This window comes from Methylomonas rapida, assembly GCF_024360925.2.
Lineage (GTDB): Bacteria > Pseudomonadota > Gammaproteobacteria > Methylococcales > Methylomonadaceae > Methylomonas > Methylomonas rapida.
Genome location: NZ_CP113517.1, coordinates 2,729,815 through 2,751,683, shown reverse-complemented (window position 1 = coordinate 2,751,683; position 21,869 = coordinate 2,729,815). Strand labels below are relative to the sequence as shown.

Genomic DNA, 21,869 nt, shown 5'->3' with positions numbered 1-21,869 from the left:
TGGATTAGGATAGTCACAGAATTAGCAAAAATAGTACGCTAAGCCATTAGAGCAAGCATGCAATAGCTCGAATGGCTTAACCGTTTTTCTCTCGCGGCTTTATCCGTTGACGGCATCTTTCAAAGCCTTGCCCGGTTTGAAACTCGGCACGGTCGACGCAGCAATGGTGATCTCGGCGCCGGTTTGCGGATTACGGCCTTTGCGTTCGCCCCGGTGTTTGAGTTCAAAAGTGCCAAAACCCACCAAGGCTACGCTATTGCCTAGTTTCAGGGTGTTTTCGATGCTATGGATCAAGCCTTCCAAAGCTTTGCCGGCCTCGACTTTAGTCAGATTGGCGTGTTGGGCGATGCTATCGATTAATTCGGATTTGTTCATAGTGACTCCTTGTGTGGTTGAAAACGGGCGATTATGACACTGATTCCGGCCGACATTGATCGCCAGCCCAAGTAAGGTTTTGCCATGTGGCAATCCAACGGGCCGGGGATTCTCAGCTCAGCGCATCGTTTCCATTCTGTTTGCATGGGCCATTCGCCGAAAAAAATCCGGCACGGGGCCGGATATGAGAAGGATACTACGCATACAAAAGTAAACCTACCCTCGGGCAGGTTTGGTACTATCGAGGAACTGGATCGAAGGATTAGTTGCCGCCTTTGAAACTGATTTCCAAGGCGTGTAAGGCGTTGACGCAATTCGGCGTAGATTGCAGGCCGGGCGTGTTATAGCACGCTTGATTTTGTTGGCGGGCTTCTTGAATATTGGCGACGTACCAGGCGACTGATTTGGCGTCTTCGCTGCTTTCGCTGGCAACGCTGCTGTTGAACATCGCCAAGCCGGCCAGGGCTAGCGCAAGGATGGACATTGAGGTAACCACGGATTTTTTCATGCTTTCATTCCTTAAAAAATGGATTTGAACTTACCCTGTTACGTTCCCCCCAACGAACAAGCGTGTGTAATTTATCAGAACCGTTTTTGTGCCAAAATGCGGCGCATTGCCGCGCGGCCGGTTGTCGCAGCGATAAATGCGGAAAATAGTGATGCCGCCTGCGATGCAGCATTACACCTTGCTGGAATGCAACTTGGCTTATACCGGCGTCACACGAGGAAAGCAATTGGTGGTGTTGATCTGCGAACCAACAAAGGCGCTTGGGATGGCGGTGAGGTCGCAGAAGTCAGTGCGGCGGGTGACGAATTTGGTAAATCGATTAAATTCGATACCCTGACCTTGAGCAAAAGTCTAAACTTTGCAATTTTGTGAAGGTCATTGCGTTCAAAGCAGCATAACCGATTCAGTTCTTCTTACTTCACCAAATCTGGAGAGGCCACCGTGAGCACTTTGACCAAATTGGCATTGGGAATAATGGGACAACTGCGTCCCGGACCCGTTCGAGGGAAATCGAAGGAATCGATCGCGCTTCCTCCGCCAGAGAAAGCGGGTGGGCTCCCGCTGATGGAGACGTTGCTAAAACGCTGTTCTGCGCGTGAGTTTGCTCCTGATGCTTTGCCGTTGCAGCTACTTTCCGACTTGTTGTGGGCGGCTTATGGCGTTAATAGGCTAGATGGAGGGCGTACCGCGCCTTCGGCTTTAAACGCGCAGGAGATCGATGTTTATGTCGCATTGCCTGAGGGCGCCTATCTGTACGATGCTCACGGACATGCTCTCGACCTGATGGTGAAACAAGACCTGAGACGCATCACGGGTTATCAAGACTTTGTCGATGAAGCCCCGCTAGATTTGGTTTATATCGCGGATTATCGGCGCCTGGCGATGGTGCCGGTCACTCAGCGGGAATCATATGCTTCTGCAGCGGCGGGCGCCATTGCGCAAAATGTCTATTTATTTTCCGCGAGCGTCGGGTTGTCTACGGTCATCCGGGCATGGATCGACCGTGCCTCCATCGCGGAGGCATTGGAATTGTCCCATGATCAACAAGTATTGTTGGCGCAGACGGTGGGTTTCCCTAAAAGATAGTTGGACTTCAGCAAAGAACGAATAATCTTCATCGTTTCCAAACTTCTCGTAACCACCCGCCGAATCCTGATAATCTCACCGGCCACAACATCTTGGTTTTGCTAGGCATCAGACCGGATCATGACAATCAGTGATCTGTCAATTCATAGTAAAATCGCCTAGATTTTTATTTGGTTGGATTCATCGTGAAAAGAAAAGCAAGAAAAATTCAGATACCACAAGAGGCAGAATTGGCCATACAGCGTGGTAATAAAGTTGAAGCGGCCCGCTTGATACGGATCAAGAATGGTATCAGCCTGCTTGATGCACAACGGACGATCGAGTCGGTTGCAAGCAAACACAAAGACGGTCATCAACTGGAACAAGCTCCGTTGGATTCCAGGTCGATAAGCCATACTCAAGTCTTGTTTCCGTTAATTATTGCATTAGTGGCGGTTTATCCCTTTCTGTATCAATCGCTAGCAGTCCTAGTGGCTGGAGACATGGATGGGCGCTGCGTTGACTCGCCTCTTGCCATTTGCCACTTGTGGCCGACCGTGGGTAATGCCTTATTTGGCGCCTCGAATGCTTATCTAGGCTATGTATTGCTCATGGGCTTGATTGCCTCGACGCTGATTGGACTGGCGTACCGGTTGTATAAGAGATAGTTGCCTTCGATCTCACGGCCTGGTTTTATGATTGGAGAATAGCGGAAATGGCGGTTAATCCACATTAGCCGCCACAGGTTTTAACAATCGTCGTCTTCAACCTCCACGGGCTGAAGAACCTGCAATGTGAATTCAATGCGCCGACGGCAATTCTGGACTACGCCAAGCGTCCAATACAAATTCGGCCACTTCGGTGACGAACAAGCGAATCAATTGAAAACCAGCGACCAGCAAAATCGCTGCAGAAAACAGCATGGTCAAAGCCACGAGTAAAACTTTCATAGCGCACTCCATCAAATCCAACAGGTTATCGATGGGGTGCATTTTTTCAGTTTTTACTGGAATATCAAGTCGATACGGTGCAACAAGTTGTTGCGAGCCAATGGGGATAGCTTGAAAACTCAAGACCTTGGCGAATGTAGTTCAGGTGAAATATTTTTTATAGACAAGCCTACTGTCGACGCTCATTTTGGCAGTTTCACGAAGCCCTGGTCATCCAAGGGAAAGAACGGGTTGTAACAGACTTCCCAGAGAAAACCATCGGGATCGGCAAAGTAACCTCGGAAACCACCCCAGGGCGCTTTTTCTGCAGCTCGAATCAAACGACCTCCCGCAGCCAAGGCTTCCTGCAAGGTCGCTTCAACGTCGCTTTCAGAAGCCACGTTGTGTGCAATAGTAAAACCCGGAAATCCCGAGCCCTCGGACGAGACATTGGCATCGTCAGCCAAGGATTCGCGACCAAATAAGGCAAAGGCAATGCAGCCAACTTGAAAGAAGGCGACAGCCGTCTGACTGCTCGGCGATTCGGTCCAGCCCAACGCACGATAGAAGCGGCGACTGCGTTCGAGATCAGCAACCCCCAAGGTGACAAAGCTGATGGTCTGTTTCATGACGCTTTACCTCTCCAAATTATAGAATCCCTTCGCCATGGAATATTCTCAATCGGTTAATTTAGTTGCATCCACAATGGTACATATTCCAGCCTAAATCAGCCACCCATTCCGAATCAACCCCTCATCGATTCCGATATGATTACGCCAGTAACGAACTGGCTGAAGCCTTCTGTGAAACTTTCACGATATACGGTGACGGCGCGCGTGTGCAGGTCGTAATGCGAATTAACGCCGAGCAAGCCTCGAAAAAGCCAATGTGCAGGCTGCCCCGATTCTACATTCGGGGAAAGCTGATACGCCTGGGGGAATTGAGCAAATGAAGATCCCCGGTGCTGCACCGGGGTAGTGGCGACAGCATGGTACACAAGGAATAGAGGTTGACGGGGTGAATCGAGTGTTTGGCTGAGCTTGCGACTTAATATGGGGGCTTGTTTTATGAGGTGCGATCAGTCCAGGTACCTGATGTAATCCATGGCCTGCCTCTAAATCCGCTTTTGCGTATTGGCCAACAGCACGTTGACGGCATAAGCGACGACAAAGACGCCCACCGGGACGGCTTGCGGCGGAATAGGGAACGGCAAGGTCAAACTGACCAGCAACAGATACAACGCGCCCAGAATCAAATAAAGGCTGTAGCGATGGGCCATGGGACTGGGATAATCGAAATTGGTTTGGCTGATCTTGCGCCTTACCAGTCCGTCGACGACAAACGGCAGCAAGGAAGCAGCAAGGTAGGGTAACCAGATACACGCCGTGGTCAGGCGCTTGATCATTTGAAAGATCGTGTCCCACAGCACGTTGAGCCGGCTTTCGATAAAGGGAAACAAATCGTTGCGTCCCACATCCTCGAAGCCTTTGGACATCTGGCGTTCGCGCTCGGTCGGGATGAAGTAGCGGAAAACGCTTTCTCGTATGCCGGTGGTGACGAACAAGCGATCAAACCAGCGCTGCGCGGTTTGGCTGATCTGAGATTCTTTTTCAACACCAAAATAGCCGATCATCATCCGGTCTTCGGCCCGCTGCAGTTCCCGCGTCCAGCGGTCGGAAACAAAACTGGCCACCAAGATCACTTCCAATAACCAAAGCATCAGGCTAAACAACAGATTGCGGGTCATGAGCAGGCGCTTTGGCGGTTCAGTTGCTGGTCTAGGTCAGACCGCAGTATCGGCAAGCGACCTTTGACGATCCGGCCGCCGGATAACTTGGCGATGTAATGCAGATCGGGCAGTTGACCCAGCAGTTGAGGGGCAAACAGATCGCCTTCCTCTTCCATCAATCGTTCACCGACATTGCCGGAAAATACGCTGGGATTGGTCGCACTGGTGGCCACGCCCTGGGTGCGCATGATGTATTTCAATCGGGTTTTGGGCAGATTGTCGGTGATGTACTGCTGGGTTTCGCTGTCCATGATTCGCAGCGCGATCAGGTTGTTGACGTTACCCAGCACTTGCCGGGCTTTGTCTTGGGAACCGGTACGGGCGGCAAAATCGGCGAAGGTTTGGGTGGCGATGAACAGACGAATCTTGGCACCACGGCCTTTGTTCAACACCTGAATGAAGGGATCGTTGATGACTTCCGCCGCCTCGTCGACAAACACATTGACGGGTCGGTCCGAGACACCGTAGTTGTAACGGTCGCCGGCGACGGCCGCCAAATCGGCCAACAGAATCGAACCAATCGCGCTGCCGACCATGCCATCCGATAACGAGTCCAGGCCGATGTAAGCGACCTGGGCTTTTTCAATGATGTGGCCGGTATTGGTGATGGGCCTAAGATCGTCTATATCATGAGGGTTAGGGGAGAGCAGGGGGCCTAAAGAGCCCGATGTCAGCATGTTCATGATCGGTATCAAGGAGGCGACCATCTTGCTGAAGTGCGCCCGGTCGTGTTCGAACAAGGACAACAAGCCTTCCAAATCCAGATTCGGCAACTGGTATTGCACGACCTCCCGGTAAAATCGCACCAATCCCAAGGCTTTGGAATCGATGTCCTTGGCGTTTTTCAGGTAAGGTCGCGCCTCTTGCCGCCAATGCCCCAGGTTATTATCGAAATAGCGTTCCAAGGCCTGAATCACTAGCGTCGAAGGACCGCCTTCCAGGTAACGCCGTAATTTCACCAAAGTCGGACGTTCCTCAATCACCATCAAACCTTGAATGACGTTATCCAGCGATTTTTGGCCAAAGGCTTTGAACGGATCGTTACTGCTTTCGCTGGGCGAAATGGCGCTGATACGACTGGCGATTTCCGAAGGCCGGTTGAAATTGTGCAAGGGGTCGAGTCGCACGCTGTCTTCCGGAAACGCCGGATGGAAATACACGAATCGATCCGGACGCTGGGCCAAGGCGCAGGCGCGTTTGGCGCAGGCCATCAAATCCTTGTCGCCTTTGGGGTCGATGATGATCACCGCTTCGCCGCGCAACACAGCTTGTGTCACCAACACGTCAAAGGCACGCGTTTTACCGGCGCCGGTGGTACCGACCAAAAGCGTATGGCCGGCGGTATGCTGTAAGGGCTGGCGGATATCGCTTTCGGACACTTCCAATCCATGTATCCAGGCCGAGCCCATGCGCTGATGATCGCTCGGAATCAGCGTCGAGACATCCCGTTTCAGAATTTCATACGCCAATTGTGCGTGCTTTTGCGCCCAATCGAAGCCCCAGCCGAACCACAAAGCCTCGGGGTTGCGCTTCACCAGGGTGACAAGCTTCTCGGTATCCAGATATTGGAACCGAAACTGACGCAACCGGCGTTTGCGATACCAGAGACTCAATGCCGGTGACAGCCGCCAACACGCCATCACGGCGCACGCCGTCATCAACCAATCGAAGGGTTCGCGGGGCAGGCCCGACCAGCGGCTGGTGAAATATGCCAATCCGGCACCGCCCAACCAACCCGAGATGGCATACACCTCGAAGATGGGTCGCCAGGGAAACTGGTAGTCGTAATCGGATTTCATGGTCTACGCCGCATTTGCAAAACGGTACCGATACTTCGAAAATCGGCATGGCTACCCAGTGCCCGCATCAACTGCGTGCGGGTCAAGCCGGGTGTGTTTCGCAGCAAGGCCTCAATCGACCGATCCTCGACATCGAGCCATGCCGAGTCGGTTCCGTCTATGGACGGCAGTGGCGCGGCTTGCGCCAATTCGTCCATCCAGTGTTCGATGACTTGTCGGAGGTTTTGTTTTGGAGGCGCGCTGGATTCCGATCGTGAGGCAGAGGATTCAAGTTGGATGGCCTGCCGCTTACTGGAGGACCGAGACGGCTGCGTGGGTGTTGTGTTACTCGGGGAAGCCACGATAATCGGCGCCGTTTCTGTCGCAGGCGCATTCTCGAAGACTACCTGATGCTGCGGTAATAATGCTTGCTCGGTCTGCTGTGCCGTTGTCGTTGGTCGATGTATTGTTTTTGACGCACTGCTGCTGCCGGCGACTGCCGATGGGACAAGTGGCTCTGACGCTAAACTTGCGGTGGACACGGGCGTGCTCGCCAACAGCCGTTTGAACATAGCACTCGGTTCGCTGGCGAGTAACACGCCACGGATTTTGTCGATCTCCCGAATTTTGCGCATGGGTGAGAGCACGTCGATCACTAACCAGCCTTTATCGTCCAGGCATTTGATGAACTGATTGGCTTCGAGTTGCAGGGCATCCGCTGTTCGGGGAAAAGCGAGCAGGCATTGGTCCTTATGCTCCAGAAGATCAGTGCCCCAGCGCCAATGATTAGCCGTGACAATACCGGCCAGTTGAATCAGCCAGTGTCCTGCCTGGCCTTGTGCATCCAACCATTGTCTGGCACCGTTACTTTGATCCGGAGCAGGATTTTGAGGTGAGACCGATGCTGCCTCTGCTTCAATCGTGCCTTCCGAACCGCTAGTCGAAGAGTTGGGCGTGGTGTCGTTTTGGTGTTGATCACTTCTATCGTCCAAGACTTGACCGGCATGATCGTGAAGCTCATGGTCTCTGTCGGCCTCGGCATCCATCGCTAATATGGCGGCTAAATCCTCCGGGATGACCGACTCAGCCAGTTGCTCAACATTGAGTTCAGAGCTCGCTGTCTCGATTGCATGGTCAGGTGTCTTCGCTTTTCGCCGTTTGCCTCCACTGTTGTCGGAAGCCGATTTGCTGGTGGTTTGGGACTGGGCGGCGGCGGGGTTGGTAGACATTGATTCCGGTTCATCACTGACTTCGATGCCATCCACTGCCACCGGCGGCTCGCCGCTGTATACCAGTTCGATCGAGGCCAGGCGCAACATGAACAAGCTGCCATTCAGGGTTTCGGTTTGCATGCGCCAATAGCGAAACCGCCCGCCGTTCGGTAGGGTTTTGGGAATAGCTAGCCCACGTTCGATCAAAATATCGGCCAGGGTGTCTTCATCGCGGGGAATGCCGGGGATGTGATCCTTGTCCAGCAGAGCCAGCATGTCTTTGACGGCGCTGCGCCAGACGATATGGAGACCCTCCTGGAAACGCCAGATGCGGGCGCCTTTTTCATTGGCCTGCCATTGACCCGATTTGACCAGTCGACGCATCGCATCGCACAGGTAGCGTTCGACCGGCATGCCCATGGCCGATTCCAGGCCATGGTAGTGGGCTTTCAAATCCCGTTCCACACTCCTGCAATCGGCCGCCATGACCAGTGCGTAGCATTTCGAGCCGCGATCCAGATCGTGGATGGTTTCCAGCATGGCCTGCATGATGTCAGGACCGGGGGCCAGAATGTAGGCGCGTGCTTCACGGGTCAAAACCCGTTCGATGACCAGGGCCGAGAACTGCTCATGACGCTTGTGACGATTCTCTCGCCAGCGTAAGAAATAACGATCGATGTGATGCTGCGATGCCCAATCGGCCAGGTTTTCATCGCAAGGATTCCAGGTGTGTTCGCCCAGTCTATCCATCACGGCGACGTCCGATACCGGTTTGCCGATGTCGTGCAGCAACCCGGCAAAACAGACCGCCAGTCGCCAGCGCGGTTCCAACGCTTTACGCGCCTTCGGCGTGACATCGGTGGCAAACAGACAGTCCTGGGAGGCCAACGTCGCCCAGTGCGCGACTTCCAAGCCATGCCGAAACAAACCGCCGGCGCCGCGATGGTGGTGCGATTCCGACGCCGGTAGCAGATGACTGAAGGCCGCATAACGCGCGATCACCGGCAGCACGATGCTTTGAAACAGGGATTCCGGACAGGCCAAGGCCTGCTCGATAGCCTGGATCAACTCGGTTTGTGTGCCGAGAATACGGGCCACCGGTGCAGCCGGTAAGCCTTTCATGAACGGCGGATACCGCGGTATCTCTTCCTCCGGGCTGGCTGGATTTAACTCAGGCGCAGGTTTACCGGCAACGAAGAAACGTTGCAGCCAAGGGATCGAGAACGTTGAAAGCGTGGTTTTCATGACTCGCTATCATGCCAGTCATTTTTTTGAGTCAATCTGCGAAAAACGCATAATTATCGAGTTTTCGCAAACGAGCCCAAAAAAATAGTGCTTACTGTGTCGAGTCTTCTTACTGTTTTGGAGACGACATGAACATGCGCATTGCCCCGTTTGCCGCCATCTTGCCCACCTTGCTCAGCGTGGGTTGTAGCACCTTACCAACGCCGCCTGCTCAAGTCGGCGAAACCGTCATCGAATCCCTGATTCCCGCCGCCGCATCCGAGGCGTGGCGTCTGGATGTCACCCGGCAGCCAAGTCGTTTGGGAGGCTCGGTATTGTGTGGATCGTCCATCGAACATGTGGTCAGGCTGGAGGATCCGGTCTTGTCGATAGCCACCGAGGCCACCGTCGAGGGAGAGAACCGCGATGAGCTCTCGGTTACACCCGACCCTCAGGCGGTAGAGCGCGCCTGGCGCAAATACTGCCATCACCAGCTCGATCTGACTGCAGCCGAGCGCGAATGGATCGAGAAAACCCCGCTGCCGCCGATCGATCCGACCCGGCATTGCGATCCGCGTAGTTTGAAAAAGTGAGGTGCGTATGACTCAACCAACAGCGACCTCACTGACCAATCTGACCGAACGCTTCCAGTTGCTGACGGAGCGCAAGAAAGCCCAACCACGACGTGTTGAGCCGCTAGACACTCTGCCCAGTTGGCCTGCCGGCATGCGCGGCACGCCGAATGCCTGTTTGCGCAGTGCCTTGTTTGCCGGTGTGCAGGGCAATGAACGGATAGCGTACAAAAAGCGCACCTTACTGGCGGCTGTCGATGGTATCGAAGTCCGTTATCTGGGGGTTCAATTGAATCAGTCCGACCTGGATGTCTGGATGCAGATCGTGCATCTGTCCAGAACACAATTGCCGGGCTTTAGCGTGACCTTCAGTGCCCATGCCTTGCTGACGGCGCTGGGCCGCTCGACCGGCAAAAGTCAGCACGAATGGCTAAAAGAATCCATGGCGCGTTTGGGCGGTGCCTTCGTTGAAATCACCTACCACGGCCGACAGACCTTTGGTGAAAAGGGCTTTTTGCGCTACCACCGCGACGAGTCGACTCAGCGCTATGTGGTGGAACTGACCGAGTCGATGTTACGCCTGTTCGAAGACGGTTATACCCATATCGAATTCGAGCAGCGGCAGCTATTGCGTAAACACCCCCTGGCGTTATGGCTGCATGGCTTTTTGTCGTCGCATGCGGCACCGTATCCGTTGAAACTGCAAACCCTCTACCAACTGAGTGGCAGTAGCACGCAAAACCCCAGGGATTTCAAACTGCGAATGCGGAAAGCCTTGCAAGCCTTGGTCACGATCGGCGCTTTGGAGGCGTTCGAGATCGATGAGGATGTCGTCAAGGTCAAAAAACAGCCGACACCGACGCAAAAACGGCATCTTGAGATGACACGCAATTGAACGAAAGGGCACGGCATTCGACTGACGCCTATTTGGACCGGTCAATGCCGCCCCGACACGGCATTCGGCTGACGGGCACACGGCATTCGACTGACAGAGACACGGCATTCGGCTAACAAGGTAACGGCATTCGACTGACACCCCACGGCATTCGGCTAACGCAAAGCACGGCATTCGACTGACAAAACACACGGCATTCGACTAACGCTCGTCTCATTTTTTCGAATCGCTGCAGGCCTTGTCCGGCGTGGGCTGCAGCGATTTTTAACGACACGAAAAAACGGGTGCTAATCTATTTATAATCTTTTTTTAATCTATATAAGGGGCTACGCCCCTGTGGATAACTTCGTGCCAACATGGCATCCGCAACAGATTGCCGATCAATCCAGGCCTTCACGCAGTCCACGCCGACAGCGGTGAAAGGCATCTCGGAACTTGCCCAATAAATCGACTTGTTTGCGCAGGTCGGCAAACTCGTTCTCGAATTCCTCCACCAATGCGGCTTCCCAATCGGGCTCTTTTTTCAGAACCTGCTGCAAGGGATAGCGGTAGCCTTTGCCCTTTTTGAGGTATTGCGTCACCGGTTTGTTTTGTCCATCGATCGACAGCGAGGCAATCAAAAACCACTCGATGGTGAAAGAATAAGCGCTCTCCCGGCGCCGGATTCGGACACCCAGTCGGCCGCGTTGAGACGCCGGATATTTTTTGCGTTCCTGGCTGACTCGCCGCCAATAATCATCGACCAGCATACGCGCCTGACCATGCAGACCTTCAACGTTGGCGGCCAGCCACTCGATGACGCGTTCATCGGCATAGGCCATTCGATCGTTCGATTCGGTGATCGGATTCATGTCAAAAACCTCTTCTTAACCACAGGTTTTTTCGCTGCAAAAACCTAGTGACTTTTTTGGGAAAAATTACGTGTTCAGGGCAAGTCAAAATCCGAGTCAAAAGCCTAACCAGGTTTTTTAACGAAACGGCTCATCGAATCAACGACTTGTCAGGCCTTGAGGCGACTCTAATCGTCAGTCATTTCCCTGTATGAACATTGGACGAAAAACCCTGTATAGGGCGGCCATGATCTCGCCGGTCCTCGGTTAGCCGCGCCAGACCAGGCACACCAAGGCGATCGTCACGCCAATGTCACTAGGTTTTTTCATCGTCATCTTGCTTCTGCGCGCTGAATTTTAATCGGCTGCGATTGACGGCCTGCCGTGAGAAGTCGATGTTTTCGCGGTTTTCGTTGATTCAGGCGTTTAAGGCACAATTTTTTTGACCCAACTTGCGAAAACTCAAAAATTAGCGAGTTTTCGCAAACTACCGAATCAGGGGGGTAGTGGACAATTCGGCTATGAGCCCAAAAAACGTCCTGCTTCCATTCCTGATCGTTCTGTCGCTGCCGACCTCGATGGTCTGCGGGGATGAGGCGTTGCCGTCGCAAGCTTTGTCGTATTTCGAAGACAAACAGCGCGGCTGGTTTTGGTACGAGGTGTTGCCGGAGCCGGTCAAGAACATCCAAGCTGAAAAACCACCTGAACCTCTTCCGGAATTGTCAAAGCCTGAAGTCAATGCTTCGGAAAAATCGGCTTCAGAACCGAATGCCACGGCGGAGTACCAACCCCAACCACTGTCCTCGGCCTGGTTGAAGCAAAACCTCGAGCATTACCTGAACCAGGCCATCGACGATCCGAGTCCCGAGAATGTGGCGGCGTTTTATTACCTGCAGCGGGTGATGATGGATAAAGCCGAGCGTTTTACCAACGCCGCGCGCTACGTGGTGATGTCCGATCCGCAACTCGACGAAACGGTGCGCCGTCCGGTGGCGACCTATGCGGCCAATGAAGCCAATCATCAGGCCAGCGTGGTGGCCGAACGCGCGTTGAAAGCGATTGCCGCGCAAGCCGGTATTTTGTTCTTCTTTCGGTCCAATTGCCCTTATTGCCATGTGCAGGCACCGATTTTGGCGATGCTGGAAAACGCTTACGGTTTCAAAATCTATCCCGTGTCGCTGGATGGTTTACCGATGCCGAACGGCTTTTTCAGTCAGTTCAAACGGGATAACGGTCAGGCGGCGATGTTGGGGGTTGAGCAAACCCCGGCGCTGTTTCTGATGAAACCGCCCAAGCAAATCGTACCGTTGGCGCAAGGCGCGCTGTCGTTAGAAGAAATCACAGGTCGGATTCTACTGGCCGCCAAAGAAGCCGGTTGGATCGATGCCTCGCAATACCAAACCACTCAGGGCATTCGTAACACGCCGATGCTATTGCCGGCCGCCGGTAGCATCAGCCCGGCGGTCACTCAAGATCCACTATCACTGATCCAGGCATTGCAACGCAGTGCACATTTTGGGAACACGCCATGACTTCGTTTTCGCTGCTAATACGCTACCGCCAGGTGCTGGTGTTGATTCTGTTGGTCGAGAGCTCCATTCCAGCCTATGCCGACCTGCAACAGGAAATGGACAGCATGTTCGGCACCATGACCAATTTCACGGCGCCGACCGCGCATTTGGGCCAGCGCCGCGGCGTGATTACCGGCGGTAGCCTGGTGGCGCGCAATGGCATCACCAACGCCAATTTGGTCTCGTTTGTGCCGCCGTCGTTCAGTGCCGGTTGCGGCGGCATCGATTTGTTTGCCGGCAGTTTCAGTTTCATCAACTTCAATCAGTTCGTGCAATTGATGCGCAATGTGGCCGCCAATGCTTCAGGCTATGCCTTTCAACTGGCGGTCGGTGCCATGTGTCCCTGGTGTGCTTCGGTGATGACCGATCTGCAAAAGAAAATCCAGGAGATGAACCAGATGTTCAGCAACTCTTGCCGCTTGGCGCAAGGCCTGGTCAACGATACGGTTAAAGCTTTCGATTTGCAAAGCAAAACCAATCTGTCCAATGCCTCGTTTACCCAAGGCATTTCGGATGTTTTTTCCAGCTGGACCAATACCAGTACCCTGGGTGATCCAGTACAGCAGGTCAAACAGAACGACCCGACGGACATGACCAAAATCATTCAGGGTAATCTGGTCTGGCGGGCCTTGGTCAATCAGAACGCCGGCGGCTGGTTCCGGTTTGGCGGTAACAGTTTGCTTGAAGCGGCGATGAGCATTTCCGGCACGGTGATCGTCGATGCCCCACAAGCCGCGCCCGACGGCAAAGGCGAGAATAATGCCATTAGCGCGCCGCCGCCGGTATTGCGGATCAAAGATTTGATGTACGGCAACGACGCCGGCAATAGTTATCAAACCGTCAAAATGTACACCTGTTCGGATGGACACGATGCTGATCAGTGTCTGAAACCCATTGTCCAGAATGTCAATCTGGTGGGCTTAAAACAGCGTGTGATGGAGATTCTGTTGGGCTCGGCCAATACCGGCAACGGCTTGATCTACAAATTCTCCACCAACAGCGGTCAAATCACCGATAGCGAAAAAGCCTTCATGCAAACCGTGCCGGACGCCATCGGCGGCATGATCCATAACTTGGCGCGGGAAGACGCCGGTATCGCCAAATTGTGGGCCGAAGAAGCGGCACCGGTGATTGCCCTAGAACTGGCTCAGTTGATCGTCAACGATTTACTGAACGCCGTACAAACCGCCGCGCACATGAACGACCATGCCTACGCCAAGTTGCTGATGGACGCCTTGAAGGACGCTAGAGAGCAAATCCAGGACGAATACGTCACCATCGCCGGCCGCTACGGTAATCCACAAACCTTGATGGCGTTTTACCAGCAGTTGATGACCACCGTGAAGCCCAAACACTACGGCACTGTGGCGCAGTTGCCGGCATCCGGGGTGGCTTGGCCAAGCCCTTAATATCTCGTTCTCCCGTCCCACCACTATGGTTTACTCCCTCGTTGTTTAAAAGGCAGGTCGCCCATGTTTGAAATCTTCTCCGTGGGCGATTCCGCCTATTTGCAGGCCGTCCTCAATGCCATCGCGATGATCTCCCGGACTGGCGATTACCGCACCGCTGCGGCCGTGGGTGGCTTGATCGGTGTGATCATCGTCATGCTGCGGGCGTTGTTGCAATGGGATGGCCGAGGCATTCGTTATCAGGATTTATTGTTGGCCTATGTTCTGTGGTTGATGTTGTATGCGCCGTCGGTGCGGGTGTCGATCGAGGATGCCTATACCGGCAGCGTCGTGGTGGTCGACAACGTGCCCTTGGGTCCGGCGGTCGTGGGTAGCGTGATGTCGAACATGGGCTATCGCACCACACGCTTGTTCGAACAAGGCTTTGGCACACCGTCGATGACCGGCAATGGCTTCGCCGACAGTTTGCAGACCTTGACGGCGGTACGGAAGAATTTGTTGTCCAGAATCAACTTGGGCTCGGCCAACGTGCCGAATGCCGGCAGCGACATGGAAACCTCGTTTGCCAATTATGTGCGCGAATGCACCTTGACCGGTGTCGATCTGAATCAAAAATCGGTGGACGCCATCTTGCGTGATGCCGATCCGTTGAATGCGATCAGGTTTGATTCCGACATCTACATGACCCAAATCTATGTCGGCGGCCAACCGCAAACCAAAACCTGCACGGATGCCTGGGCGGATTTAAGTGTGGTGGCCACCGGTAATTTTGCGACGGCGCTGGAAGGGTTGTTGCAGCCGACCTTGGGTGTGCCGGTCGCAGCCGATACGGTGCCGAAAATCCAGGATGCCTTCGATGCACTGGCCGGGCCGGGTTTAATCGATGCCGCCGATTACATGCTGATGTCGGCCATCATGCCCATGTTCGAGAAAGGCGTGATCGGCCGGCATGAAGACGGTTTGCATTGGAACAAGGCAGCCATGGTCGAGCAAGCTATTCAGCAACGCAATACCCAATGGGCAGCCGAACAAACCCTGTTTGCCAAGATCGTGCGGCCGATGATGGCGTTTATCGAAGGTTTGAGTTATGCCATCGCACCGATCATGGCGTTTGTGGTGATGCTGGGCAATGTTGGAATTCGGATGAATATCGGCTACTTCTCAATGTTGCTGTGGATCCAGTTGTGGATGCCGATACTGGCGGTGATCAATCTGTTCATCCAGATGTCGGCCGCCGGTAAAATGGCGGCGCTGACCACCGCCACCTACAACTTGCCGTCAATGATGGGCATTTACCAGCTGGATATGGAGTTGCAGCAATGGCTGTCGATTGGCGGCATGCTGGCGGCGTCGACGCCGGCCATTACCTTGATGCTGATTTATCGCGGGGCAGTGACTGCCACCCATTTCCTGGGACGAATGGATGGCGGTGACACCATTAACGAAAAAATCGCTACACCCGATGTGATCAGCCCGGCGCCGGTCTTGAATGCTCAGGCGCAGCACCAATACAGTCCGTTGTCGGCGGTCACCCAAACGGGTGTCGACAAAGTACTGCCGACCTTTACTGCCGGCAAGGACATGAGTGCCGCCGTTTCGTCGGCCTATTCCGCGTCCGAGCAAGCCACCAGTAGCTTCATGCACAGTGTGTCGTCAACGGCGTCGAAATCGGCCAGCATCAGCAGCGATGCGTTCGACAGCCGCGCGTTGGGCAATCAGATTGCTAGCAGTTCCAGTTATACCGACGCTTACAATCGCCAATTCGGTGAAGCCTTCGCCAAGAAACATGCTGATACCGGCATATCAGCCGATCAGTTCTCGGCCTTGGTGGCCGGCAGTGCCAATGCCGGCGGCAAGACCTCAAACGAACAATTGAATGCGGCGATTTCGGGACGGCTCCAGAATGACTTTAAAGTTAGTCAGGACAAGTCCGACGCCATCGCCGCCGACATCAGTCAAACCGTCAATGACAGTCAGGGCTATCAAGCCGGGTTGGCGAAAAGCCTGGCACTGGATGCGCAAACTGGAACTCGAAACGTCGCGTCGATGGGGCTACAAAATCAATCGTTGTCCTCGTTGCAACACAGCGCAACCGATGCGGTATCCGCCAGCGAATCTTATCAACAAACCCTATTGGCTCAACAACGCTTCGGGACACAAGCCAGTTTCGGCGCAGCGGAGACGGGATACAAAATCGCCCATGACCCTGGCTTGATGGAACGTCTGGATCGTACACTCGATCAATATGGCTTGCGCGGGGATACGCAACGGCTGGCCTCTCAGTGGAAAGCCGCCGGTTGGATCAGCGATGCCGATCAAGCCTACGCAGCCGCCGGCATGTCGTTATTGACCGGCTTCTCCTCACCCAGTTACCGCACGTTGGATGATCAACAATCGCACCAGGCGCACATCTCGGGTTATCAACTGCTAGGCGATGCGTTTAATGCGCCGCAGGCCGATCAAACCTGGAATGCTAGCCGGAACGAATCTCTGAAAACCAATGCACCGGAAGCTGGCAAGGTTCAGACGACCGTCGAACAAGCACAGCTGAAAGGCCCACGTCCTGAAACCGAATCGCTGAATCAGCATGCTCAGGCAAAGATTCGTACAGCGACGGAAAAAATTACCAGTGGCGAAGCCCGTGTCGAAGCACAACACGATCGCAACCTGGTTGAACGTGAACAAAATTCAAGAGAAGGCTTTGGGCAATTGGCGAATGTCAAAGCAGAGCATTTCAGGCAATCCATTGCGGCAGCGGCCAATGACGCGCCTTCGGCAGCGGAGGCTTCATACAATTATCTCGGTGGGAGTCTTTATAATTCGGCCAAAAATATTGAGGCAGTGGGCGCAGGTAGTCAACAATTCATAAAAGAGTTCATGTCTCATGCTGATGAAGCCTATTCTAAGGGTGCTAATTATTGGGAAGCCATAAAATACGGTGCTTCACAATCCTATTCGGGATTTAAAGAAGCGACAAAAAACTGGGCCGACCAAAGAGTGAGTGAAGTAGCCGATAAGCTAACTCCGAGCCAGCAAGCCTATTACAGAGCGGCTATGATTGATGCCTTCTCTGGTATTGCTGTCTATGGTGAAAATGCTGGAGATTTAGGCAATGCTAAGCGGAAACTCCTAGATGAGGAGGGGTCGAACGATGGTGATAATATCGCCGAACTACTGAAAAGTGCTGCGGGACAAAATAGAAAAGACCTGATCGATCAGCTTGCTAACTATAATCGTGCCCGCGGATTGATTAATTATTGAAGTGTGTCTTACTTGATGTATTCGGGAACTGAGCTAAACCAGAAATTAGTCCGCGAATTAACATCACAATGAAAAACATCACGATGTAACCGGTAACATCATGGACTTGATTAGCAATGGTGATGGCCAATAGGACTATAGCGGCCCAATAATAGTTACTGTCGTGAGAGAACTTGACTGCTAATCGTTCAATGCATTGAAAAATCAGTTCTGCCAAGGCTAATGGTGCAAAGATAATGGTACCGAATATTGCAAAACGTCCCAAACTGCGAGGTAGAAATTCCCAAGAACTCAAAGACCCTATGACGACAAAACCTATAGCAATAATCAAAAGACGAAAAAAAACAGTAAACGATAGGTTCCGAGTATGAAAACGCTGCCAAAAGCGCTGTAAGCCACTCGGAAACTTTGCAAAAGTAGCACCACAAAATGGGCAGATCGATCTCAGAGGTTGGCCATAATAAGTCACTACTCTGGGCACCATGATGCGATTACATTCGAGACAATTGACTGTGGCATGATGCCCGGCAAATACCGACTTCGAGGGCTTAGTTTGGTGATTCTTGGTTGCCAGTCGTAAGCGAGGTGATTGTGATGAAAACGATGACATTAATGATCTCCAGTCTTTCGCTACTGTATTATCGTACTGCGAACAGACTGAGCTGCCAAGTTAGCTTTAACCCATTTGGATTGCCAACCATTGCCTTTGAAGTTCTTTAGCACATTCTCAACTTCGCTCATCACGACGCAATTGGATATTTTTAAACGGATTTAACCTCGATAGCAGACTTTCAAATTTCTTGAATTTTTAGGACATGGCAGACGAGATCGGCCAATAAGCGACCTTGAAGAAGAGAAAAATCCAGCCAGTTGATGGTCAGCTATTGGTGCCAAAACTGCCCCACCTTATCGACCAACTGAATCGTTTTTGACTCGATATTCGATACTCGCTTACTCGTTAGGCGATAAGCCTGAAACACATTGCTGCCGAACCCTCACAAGCAAGAACCAGCTGATCCAACGTAATCTTCTAACGCACAGTATTTGGCCTTATCGAAATTAGCGTTTAGCTTAAAGCGAAGAAAAATGTATGCGCTGTATTTCTATGCGAAGGTATGGGTTGTCTATTCAGACAACCACAGCTAATTGACAACGTCAAGGGCACGCACCATTTATAGTGCTGAATCATTTACACATGAAATAGCCGTTACCTGGCGACATTAAGAATCAACTTGCAAGAATAAATTGAAAGGAAAATTTTGGCGCATTCAATTGAAAATCGGGGGAAGTACATTCCAGACATCGATTAGTTACAATGACTTCCAGTAAAACTGGGTGTAACCAGAAAGATGTCAGATCGTCTGCACACCCGTTTCGCCACATTGAGCATGAGCTTTATTCAAGCCATCAGAAAATTCTCACCGGTTTTTAGATATAAGGATGTATGGCGCAACCGCTCTCTCGGGCTCAAAGCATAAGTACCTTGAGCCGTAAGTAGTAAAACAGGCACTGTTAGTAAAAAGGCGTTCCGGCGAGCGTGACACTCAGTGCAGCTATTTTTTTCGATTAGCTGTGCTGCAACGGAAAGACAACCACTTGTGCCTCATCCCATTCATGCGGGTAGCGGTCAAGTCGGTGAAAGCAAGCCGCTCGTTTGGCATAGTAGTTGGATAAGTTGGCCCAAATTGTGAGGGTCGCCTAATCGAACAGTCAGGGAATGAAGCTGATTGTACGACCCGATGATGCCGGACAGAGATTGATTTGTTTTGCGAAATATAAAATTAGGGGAATTTGCAAGGTGACCTGTTCGATAAAATGTTGATGCAAGACCTGGCCATCATGATTGGAATACGCAAGGCGCAATGCCCGTTGGTCAGTGCGCTTGATGGGCCCTGGTTAGGTAACTCAATTTTACCCCTCTGGCACACAGATGTCGTTATCTGGTAGGCCCATACAAATTGCCTTACGGACTTATTTCCGTCAAAAACCGTGAGCTAAATCAAACTTAGCCAGCAAAAGCGCTCCAAAACTAGACTTTTGGACAATCGCAGCTTATAAGGCTTTTTCTGAAAATATCCTAACGGTGGTAGTCGGCCGATCTGACTACTATTACTATGCCTCGCGTAATGGCAACCAACTTCGCCGAATAACAGCCTAACTTGAATGGAACTGAATGAAATCGACAGACTATAGGGAAAGTTCTTACTTACATTCCGACAGCCAGAACATTACTTCGATCAACACCAGAAGCTACGTCGAAACCGACCGTAGCAACGGAACCCTGGCCAAGGTCAGCGGCCAATTAGGCGACATCAACCTGGCGCAGGACACATTTTACAGCCAGTTTGCCGACAGCCTGGACACCTGCGCCGTAGCCGATTTATCCGGCATGCAGGCCTGTTCTGAGCGGAGTCGAAGGTGCGCCGGCCAAGTACGCAGCCGGCGGGAAGCCGCCACCTTATCGCCCTTGTTGGCGCTGCTTCTGCCTGACCTCACCGCAGCCGACCGTACCGGCCAACAAGCCCTGATGGACCCAATCATAAAAGTCAGGAGCGACACCAGCACCCTTGTCACCACCTTCACTGGCGCCTACGACAGCCACAATCTGACCGTCAACATTCAAGGCATCACCGCCTGCAACGACGCCTACAACGCCTTGGCGAGCAAGCTGACCATACTGGAGCGCTTCAACGACCGCATCTTCAATGCCGCACCAGACGGTACCGCGGCGGCAAACGAGTCGACATGGAGAAGGCAGCGTGAAAAACAAAACGCATCGATAAAAAACATGACTTGCTTTTATATACCTGAATCCGTGACTCCACATATTGCCAGACCTTTTATTCGTCATACTCTTCCAAAATTCGCTGAATTTAAAAGTGTGGTCCAGGCAATCGAGTTTAACGGCTAGAAATGCAGCGTATTATCTGGAATATTTTCCCTGCATGATTCAATTTGATGGACTTTAGGCGCAGGATTCCCAAGCCACTGTGAATTTGCGGCGTTGTGCTATCGATGGCAGAGCGATCAGTCGCTAGCCGGCGGCGAGTTTGGCGTAGGTGGATTCAAAAGCGATGAAACCGGGACAGCTCTGTGAAAAGCGCAGCTTCAGCCGGTGCCCGCTACGGATGAGTCGCGCGGCCAGATACATCAGTTCCTGGATCACGGTTTTGATACGCCGCCGCTTGGCAGGATGCCTGACCGGGCTTTGTTCGCCCAGCAAGCCGATCAGGCCTATCCAGCGCAGGATGTTGTAGCTATAGGCGCTGAGGCTCATGATCAGGTCGTTGGTGGCAAACTTGCCGGATGGCAGGCGCTCGATATCCAGATCGGTCTTGAATTCGCTGTGGAATTGTTCAGCGGTGGCATGGTCGCGATAGAGGGCAATAACCATGGCATCGTCGTAATCGGCCACCGGCAGACTGGTCCACCAGCCTTCGATTTCGATATCCGGTAGCACGAGGGCTTGGCCTTGAGCCGTGATGGTGCGCTCGGTGATTTGCATGACCCGGCGACAGGTATAGGTTTTACCGTTGCGAGTGTGTTGCTCCATGACACTGAACAAGGCCACGCGTTTGCCTTCGCGCGGTGTGGTCCACTGGCCGTGTTGTTCGGCGTAGGCCAGCCAGGCGTCGGCATCTTGTTTACGCGGGTTCCATTTGATGATGAAATCGACCTGATCGGCTTCGTGTAAGTCGATGCGATTGTCGAGCGCGTCGTGACCGCCATCCAGCCGGACCAACAAAGGCAAAGTCGTCAAACGTTTCGCGGCGGCGAGTCCGCGCTCCAGCGCATAGCGGAATTCGTATTGGCAATGCTGCTTGCCTTCGCGCAGTTCATTACCAATACACCAGCCCTCTTTACCCAGATAGAGGGCAATCGGGGCGTAGCCGTCAAAACCTTTGTAGGTTCGGGAGACGCCTTCTTTGCAGGTTTTTTCGTTGTTCATGGGGTAAACATCGATATCCAACGCGACATGGCCTGTGGCTAACGGCGTTACCGGCACCTGGGCGTGAGCCAGAAAATCGAGGTTGCTTTGATAAATGATCGGTAATAAGGCGTCGGCGTGTTCATCCAGCCGCTGTCTGAGGCGGGCGCTGGAGGGTACTTGATGAATGGCGAGTGCGGCTTTGAAATAGTCGTCGTCGCGATGGTTTTCGATGGCTTCGAAGTCGCTTTTGCCCAGGCTAAGGGTGCCTATATAGCTTTTGATAATATCGGCGTGAGCAATACCGTGCCGTAGCGGAATACCTTTTTCCAGCGCCTGATTGAGCTGGCCATATTGATTCAAACATAAACCGACCAAGGCTAATCCAGAATGGCTGGTATAAAATTCAGTTTCAGATTGCTCCAGGATAAACCGCTTCATGAATCACTCGCCGGGTGAATGGAAGAATAGCGGTATTATCCCAGAATAAGCGTTTTAAATCATTGCGTTGCGGCCGTGGATGA

At 52.8% G+C, this 21,869-nt stretch carries 19 protein-coding genes; 9 read left to right on the top strand and 10 right to left on the bottom strand.

Annotated elements, in window-relative coordinates:
- Positions 1-99 precede the first annotated feature (99 nt).
- Together NM686_RS12885 and NM686_RS12880 are read right to left on the bottom strand one after the other, a co-directional pair.
- Positions 100-375, bottom strand: coding sequence for an HU family DNA-binding protein (locus NM686_RS12885; protein WP_255188264.1), 276 nt, complete (start codon positions 373-375; stop codon positions 100-102).
- A gap of 262 nt (positions 376-637) precedes the next feature.
- Complete coding sequence (locus NM686_RS12880; protein WP_255188263.1) at positions 638-883, bottom strand: EexN family lipoprotein; 246 nt, start codon at positions 881-883, stop codon at positions 638-640.
- A gap of 96 nt (positions 884-979) precedes the next feature.
- On the opposite strand from NM686_RS12880, the gene NM686_RS12875 reads away from it, so the two are divergent.
- From NM686_RS12875 to NM686_RS12865, 3 genes are all read left to right on the top strand, one after another.
- Positions 980-1,255: a hypothetical protein gene (locus NM686_RS12875; RefSeq protein WP_269021784.1), complete on the top strand. Its 276-nt coding sequence runs from the start codon at positions 980-982 to the stop codon at positions 1,253-1,255.
- A 69-nt stretch (positions 1,256-1,324) separates the two neighbouring features.
- Positions 1,325-1,969, top strand: coding sequence for a nitroreductase family protein (locus NM686_RS12870; RefSeq protein WP_255188261.1), 645 nt, complete (start codon positions 1,325-1,327; stop codon positions 1,967-1,969).
- Positions 1,970-2,154: 185 nt separating this feature from the next.
- On the top strand, positions 2,155-2,616 hold the full coding sequence (locus NM686_RS12865; protein WP_255188260.1) for a hypothetical protein: 462 nt from the start codon (positions 2,155-2,157) through the stop codon (positions 2,614-2,616).
- Between the two features lie 132 nt (positions 2,617-2,748).
- On the opposite strand, the gene NM686_RS12860 is transcribed toward NM686_RS12865, so the two are convergent.
- The 5 genes from NM686_RS12860 to mobH all read right to left on the bottom strand — a co-directional run bounded on the left by NM686_RS12860 (position 2,749) and on the right by mobH (position 8,900).
- On the bottom strand, positions 2,749-2,898 hold the full coding sequence (locus NM686_RS12860) for a hypothetical protein (RefSeq protein WP_255188259.1): 150 nt from the start codon (positions 2,896-2,898) through the stop codon (positions 2,749-2,751).
- A 182-nt stretch (positions 2,899-3,080) separates the two neighbouring features.
- Positions 3,081-3,506, bottom strand: coding sequence for a VOC family protein (locus tag NM686_RS12855; protein WP_255188258.1), 426 nt, complete (start codon positions 3,504-3,506; stop codon positions 3,081-3,083).
- 485 nt (positions 3,507-3,991) lie between these two features.
- On the bottom strand, positions 3,992-4,624 hold the full coding sequence (locus tag NM686_RS12850) for a DUF4400 domain-containing protein (RefSeq protein WP_255188257.1): 633 nt from the start codon (positions 4,622-4,624) through the stop codon (positions 3,992-3,994).
- Positions 4,621-6,465 carry a conjugative transfer system coupling protein TraD gene (gene traD, locus NM686_RS12845; RefSeq protein ID WP_255188256.1) on the bottom strand — a complete coding sequence of 615 codons (1,845 nt, stop codon included), beginning with the start codon at positions 6,463-6,465 and terminating at the stop codon, positions 4,621-4,623. The genes NM686_RS12850 and traD overlap by 4 nt, the downstream gene beginning before the upstream one ends.
- Positions 6,462-8,900 (bottom strand): MobH family relaxase, encoded by a 2,439-nt coding sequence (gene mobH / locus NM686_RS12840; RefSeq protein WP_255188255.1) that lies wholly within the window; start codon positions 8,898-8,900, stop codon positions 6,462-6,464. Before mobH ends, traD begins: the two co-directional genes overlap by 4 nt.
- A gap of 128 nt (positions 8,901-9,028) precedes the next feature.
- Between mobH and NM686_RS12835 the strand changes: the two genes are divergently transcribed.
- Positions 9,029-9,472, top strand: a complete 444-nt coding sequence (locus NM686_RS12835; RefSeq protein WP_255188254.1) for a hypothetical protein — start codon at positions 9,029-9,031, stop codon at positions 9,470-9,472.
- A 7-nt stretch (positions 9,473-9,479) separates the two neighbouring features.
- Complete coding sequence (gene trfA / locus NM686_RS12830; RefSeq protein WP_255188253.1) at positions 9,480-10,346, top strand: plasmid replication initiator TrfA; 867 nt, start codon at positions 9,480-9,482, stop codon at positions 10,344-10,346.
- Between the two features lie 380 nt (positions 10,347-10,726).
- Here trfA and mobI read toward each other — a convergent pair whose 3' ends face one another.
- Positions 10,727-11,197, bottom strand: a complete 471-nt coding sequence (mobI, locus tag NM686_RS12825; protein WP_255188252.1) for a conjugative transfer protein MobI(A/C) — start codon at positions 11,195-11,197, stop codon at positions 10,727-10,729.
- A 500-nt stretch (positions 11,198-11,697) separates the two neighbouring features.
- Between mobI and traF the strand changes: the two genes are divergently transcribed.
- The 3 genes from traF to NM686_RS12810 all read left to right on the top strand — a co-directional run bounded on the left by traF (position 11,698) and on the right by NM686_RS12810 (position 17,417).
- Entirely contained in the window at positions 11,698-12,708 is a 1,011-nt protein-coding gene (gene traF, locus NM686_RS12820) for a conjugal transfer protein TraF (RefSeq protein ID WP_255188251.1), read from the top strand.
- A complete protein-coding gene (locus NM686_RS12815; RefSeq protein WP_255188250.1) occupies positions 12,705-14,156 on the top strand; it encodes a conjugal transfer protein TraH in 1,452 nt (483 codons plus the stop codon). Before traF ends, NM686_RS12815 begins: the two co-directional genes overlap by 4 nt.
- Before the next feature lie 63 nt (positions 14,157-14,219).
- A complete protein-coding gene (locus NM686_RS12810) occupies positions 14,220-17,417 on the top strand; it encodes a conjugal transfer protein TraG N-terminal domain-containing protein (RefSeq protein WP_255188249.1) in 3,198 nt (1,065 codons plus the stop codon).
- Here the strand turns inward: NM686_RS12810 and NM686_RS12805 are convergent.
- A complete protein-coding gene (locus NM686_RS12805; protein ID WP_269021782.1) occupies positions 17,407-18,027 on the bottom strand; it encodes a hypothetical protein in 621 nt (206 codons plus the stop codon). The genes NM686_RS12810 and NM686_RS12805 overlap by 11 nt on opposite strands.
- A gap of 1,563 nt (positions 18,028-19,590) precedes the next feature.
- On the opposite strand from NM686_RS12805, the gene NM686_RS12800 reads away from it, so the two are divergent.
- Entirely contained in the window at positions 19,591-20,328 is a 738-nt protein-coding gene (locus NM686_RS12800; RefSeq protein ID WP_255188248.1) for a hypothetical protein, read from the top strand.
- A gap of 123 nt (positions 20,329-20,451) precedes the next feature.
- Here the strand turns inward: NM686_RS12800 and NM686_RS12795 are convergent, their stop codons facing one another.
- Positions 20,452-21,786, bottom strand: coding sequence for an IS1380 family transposase (locus NM686_RS12795; RefSeq protein WP_255188233.1), 1,335 nt, complete (start codon positions 21,784-21,786; stop codon positions 20,452-20,454).
- Between the last annotated feature and the right edge of the window lie 83 nt (positions 21,787-21,869).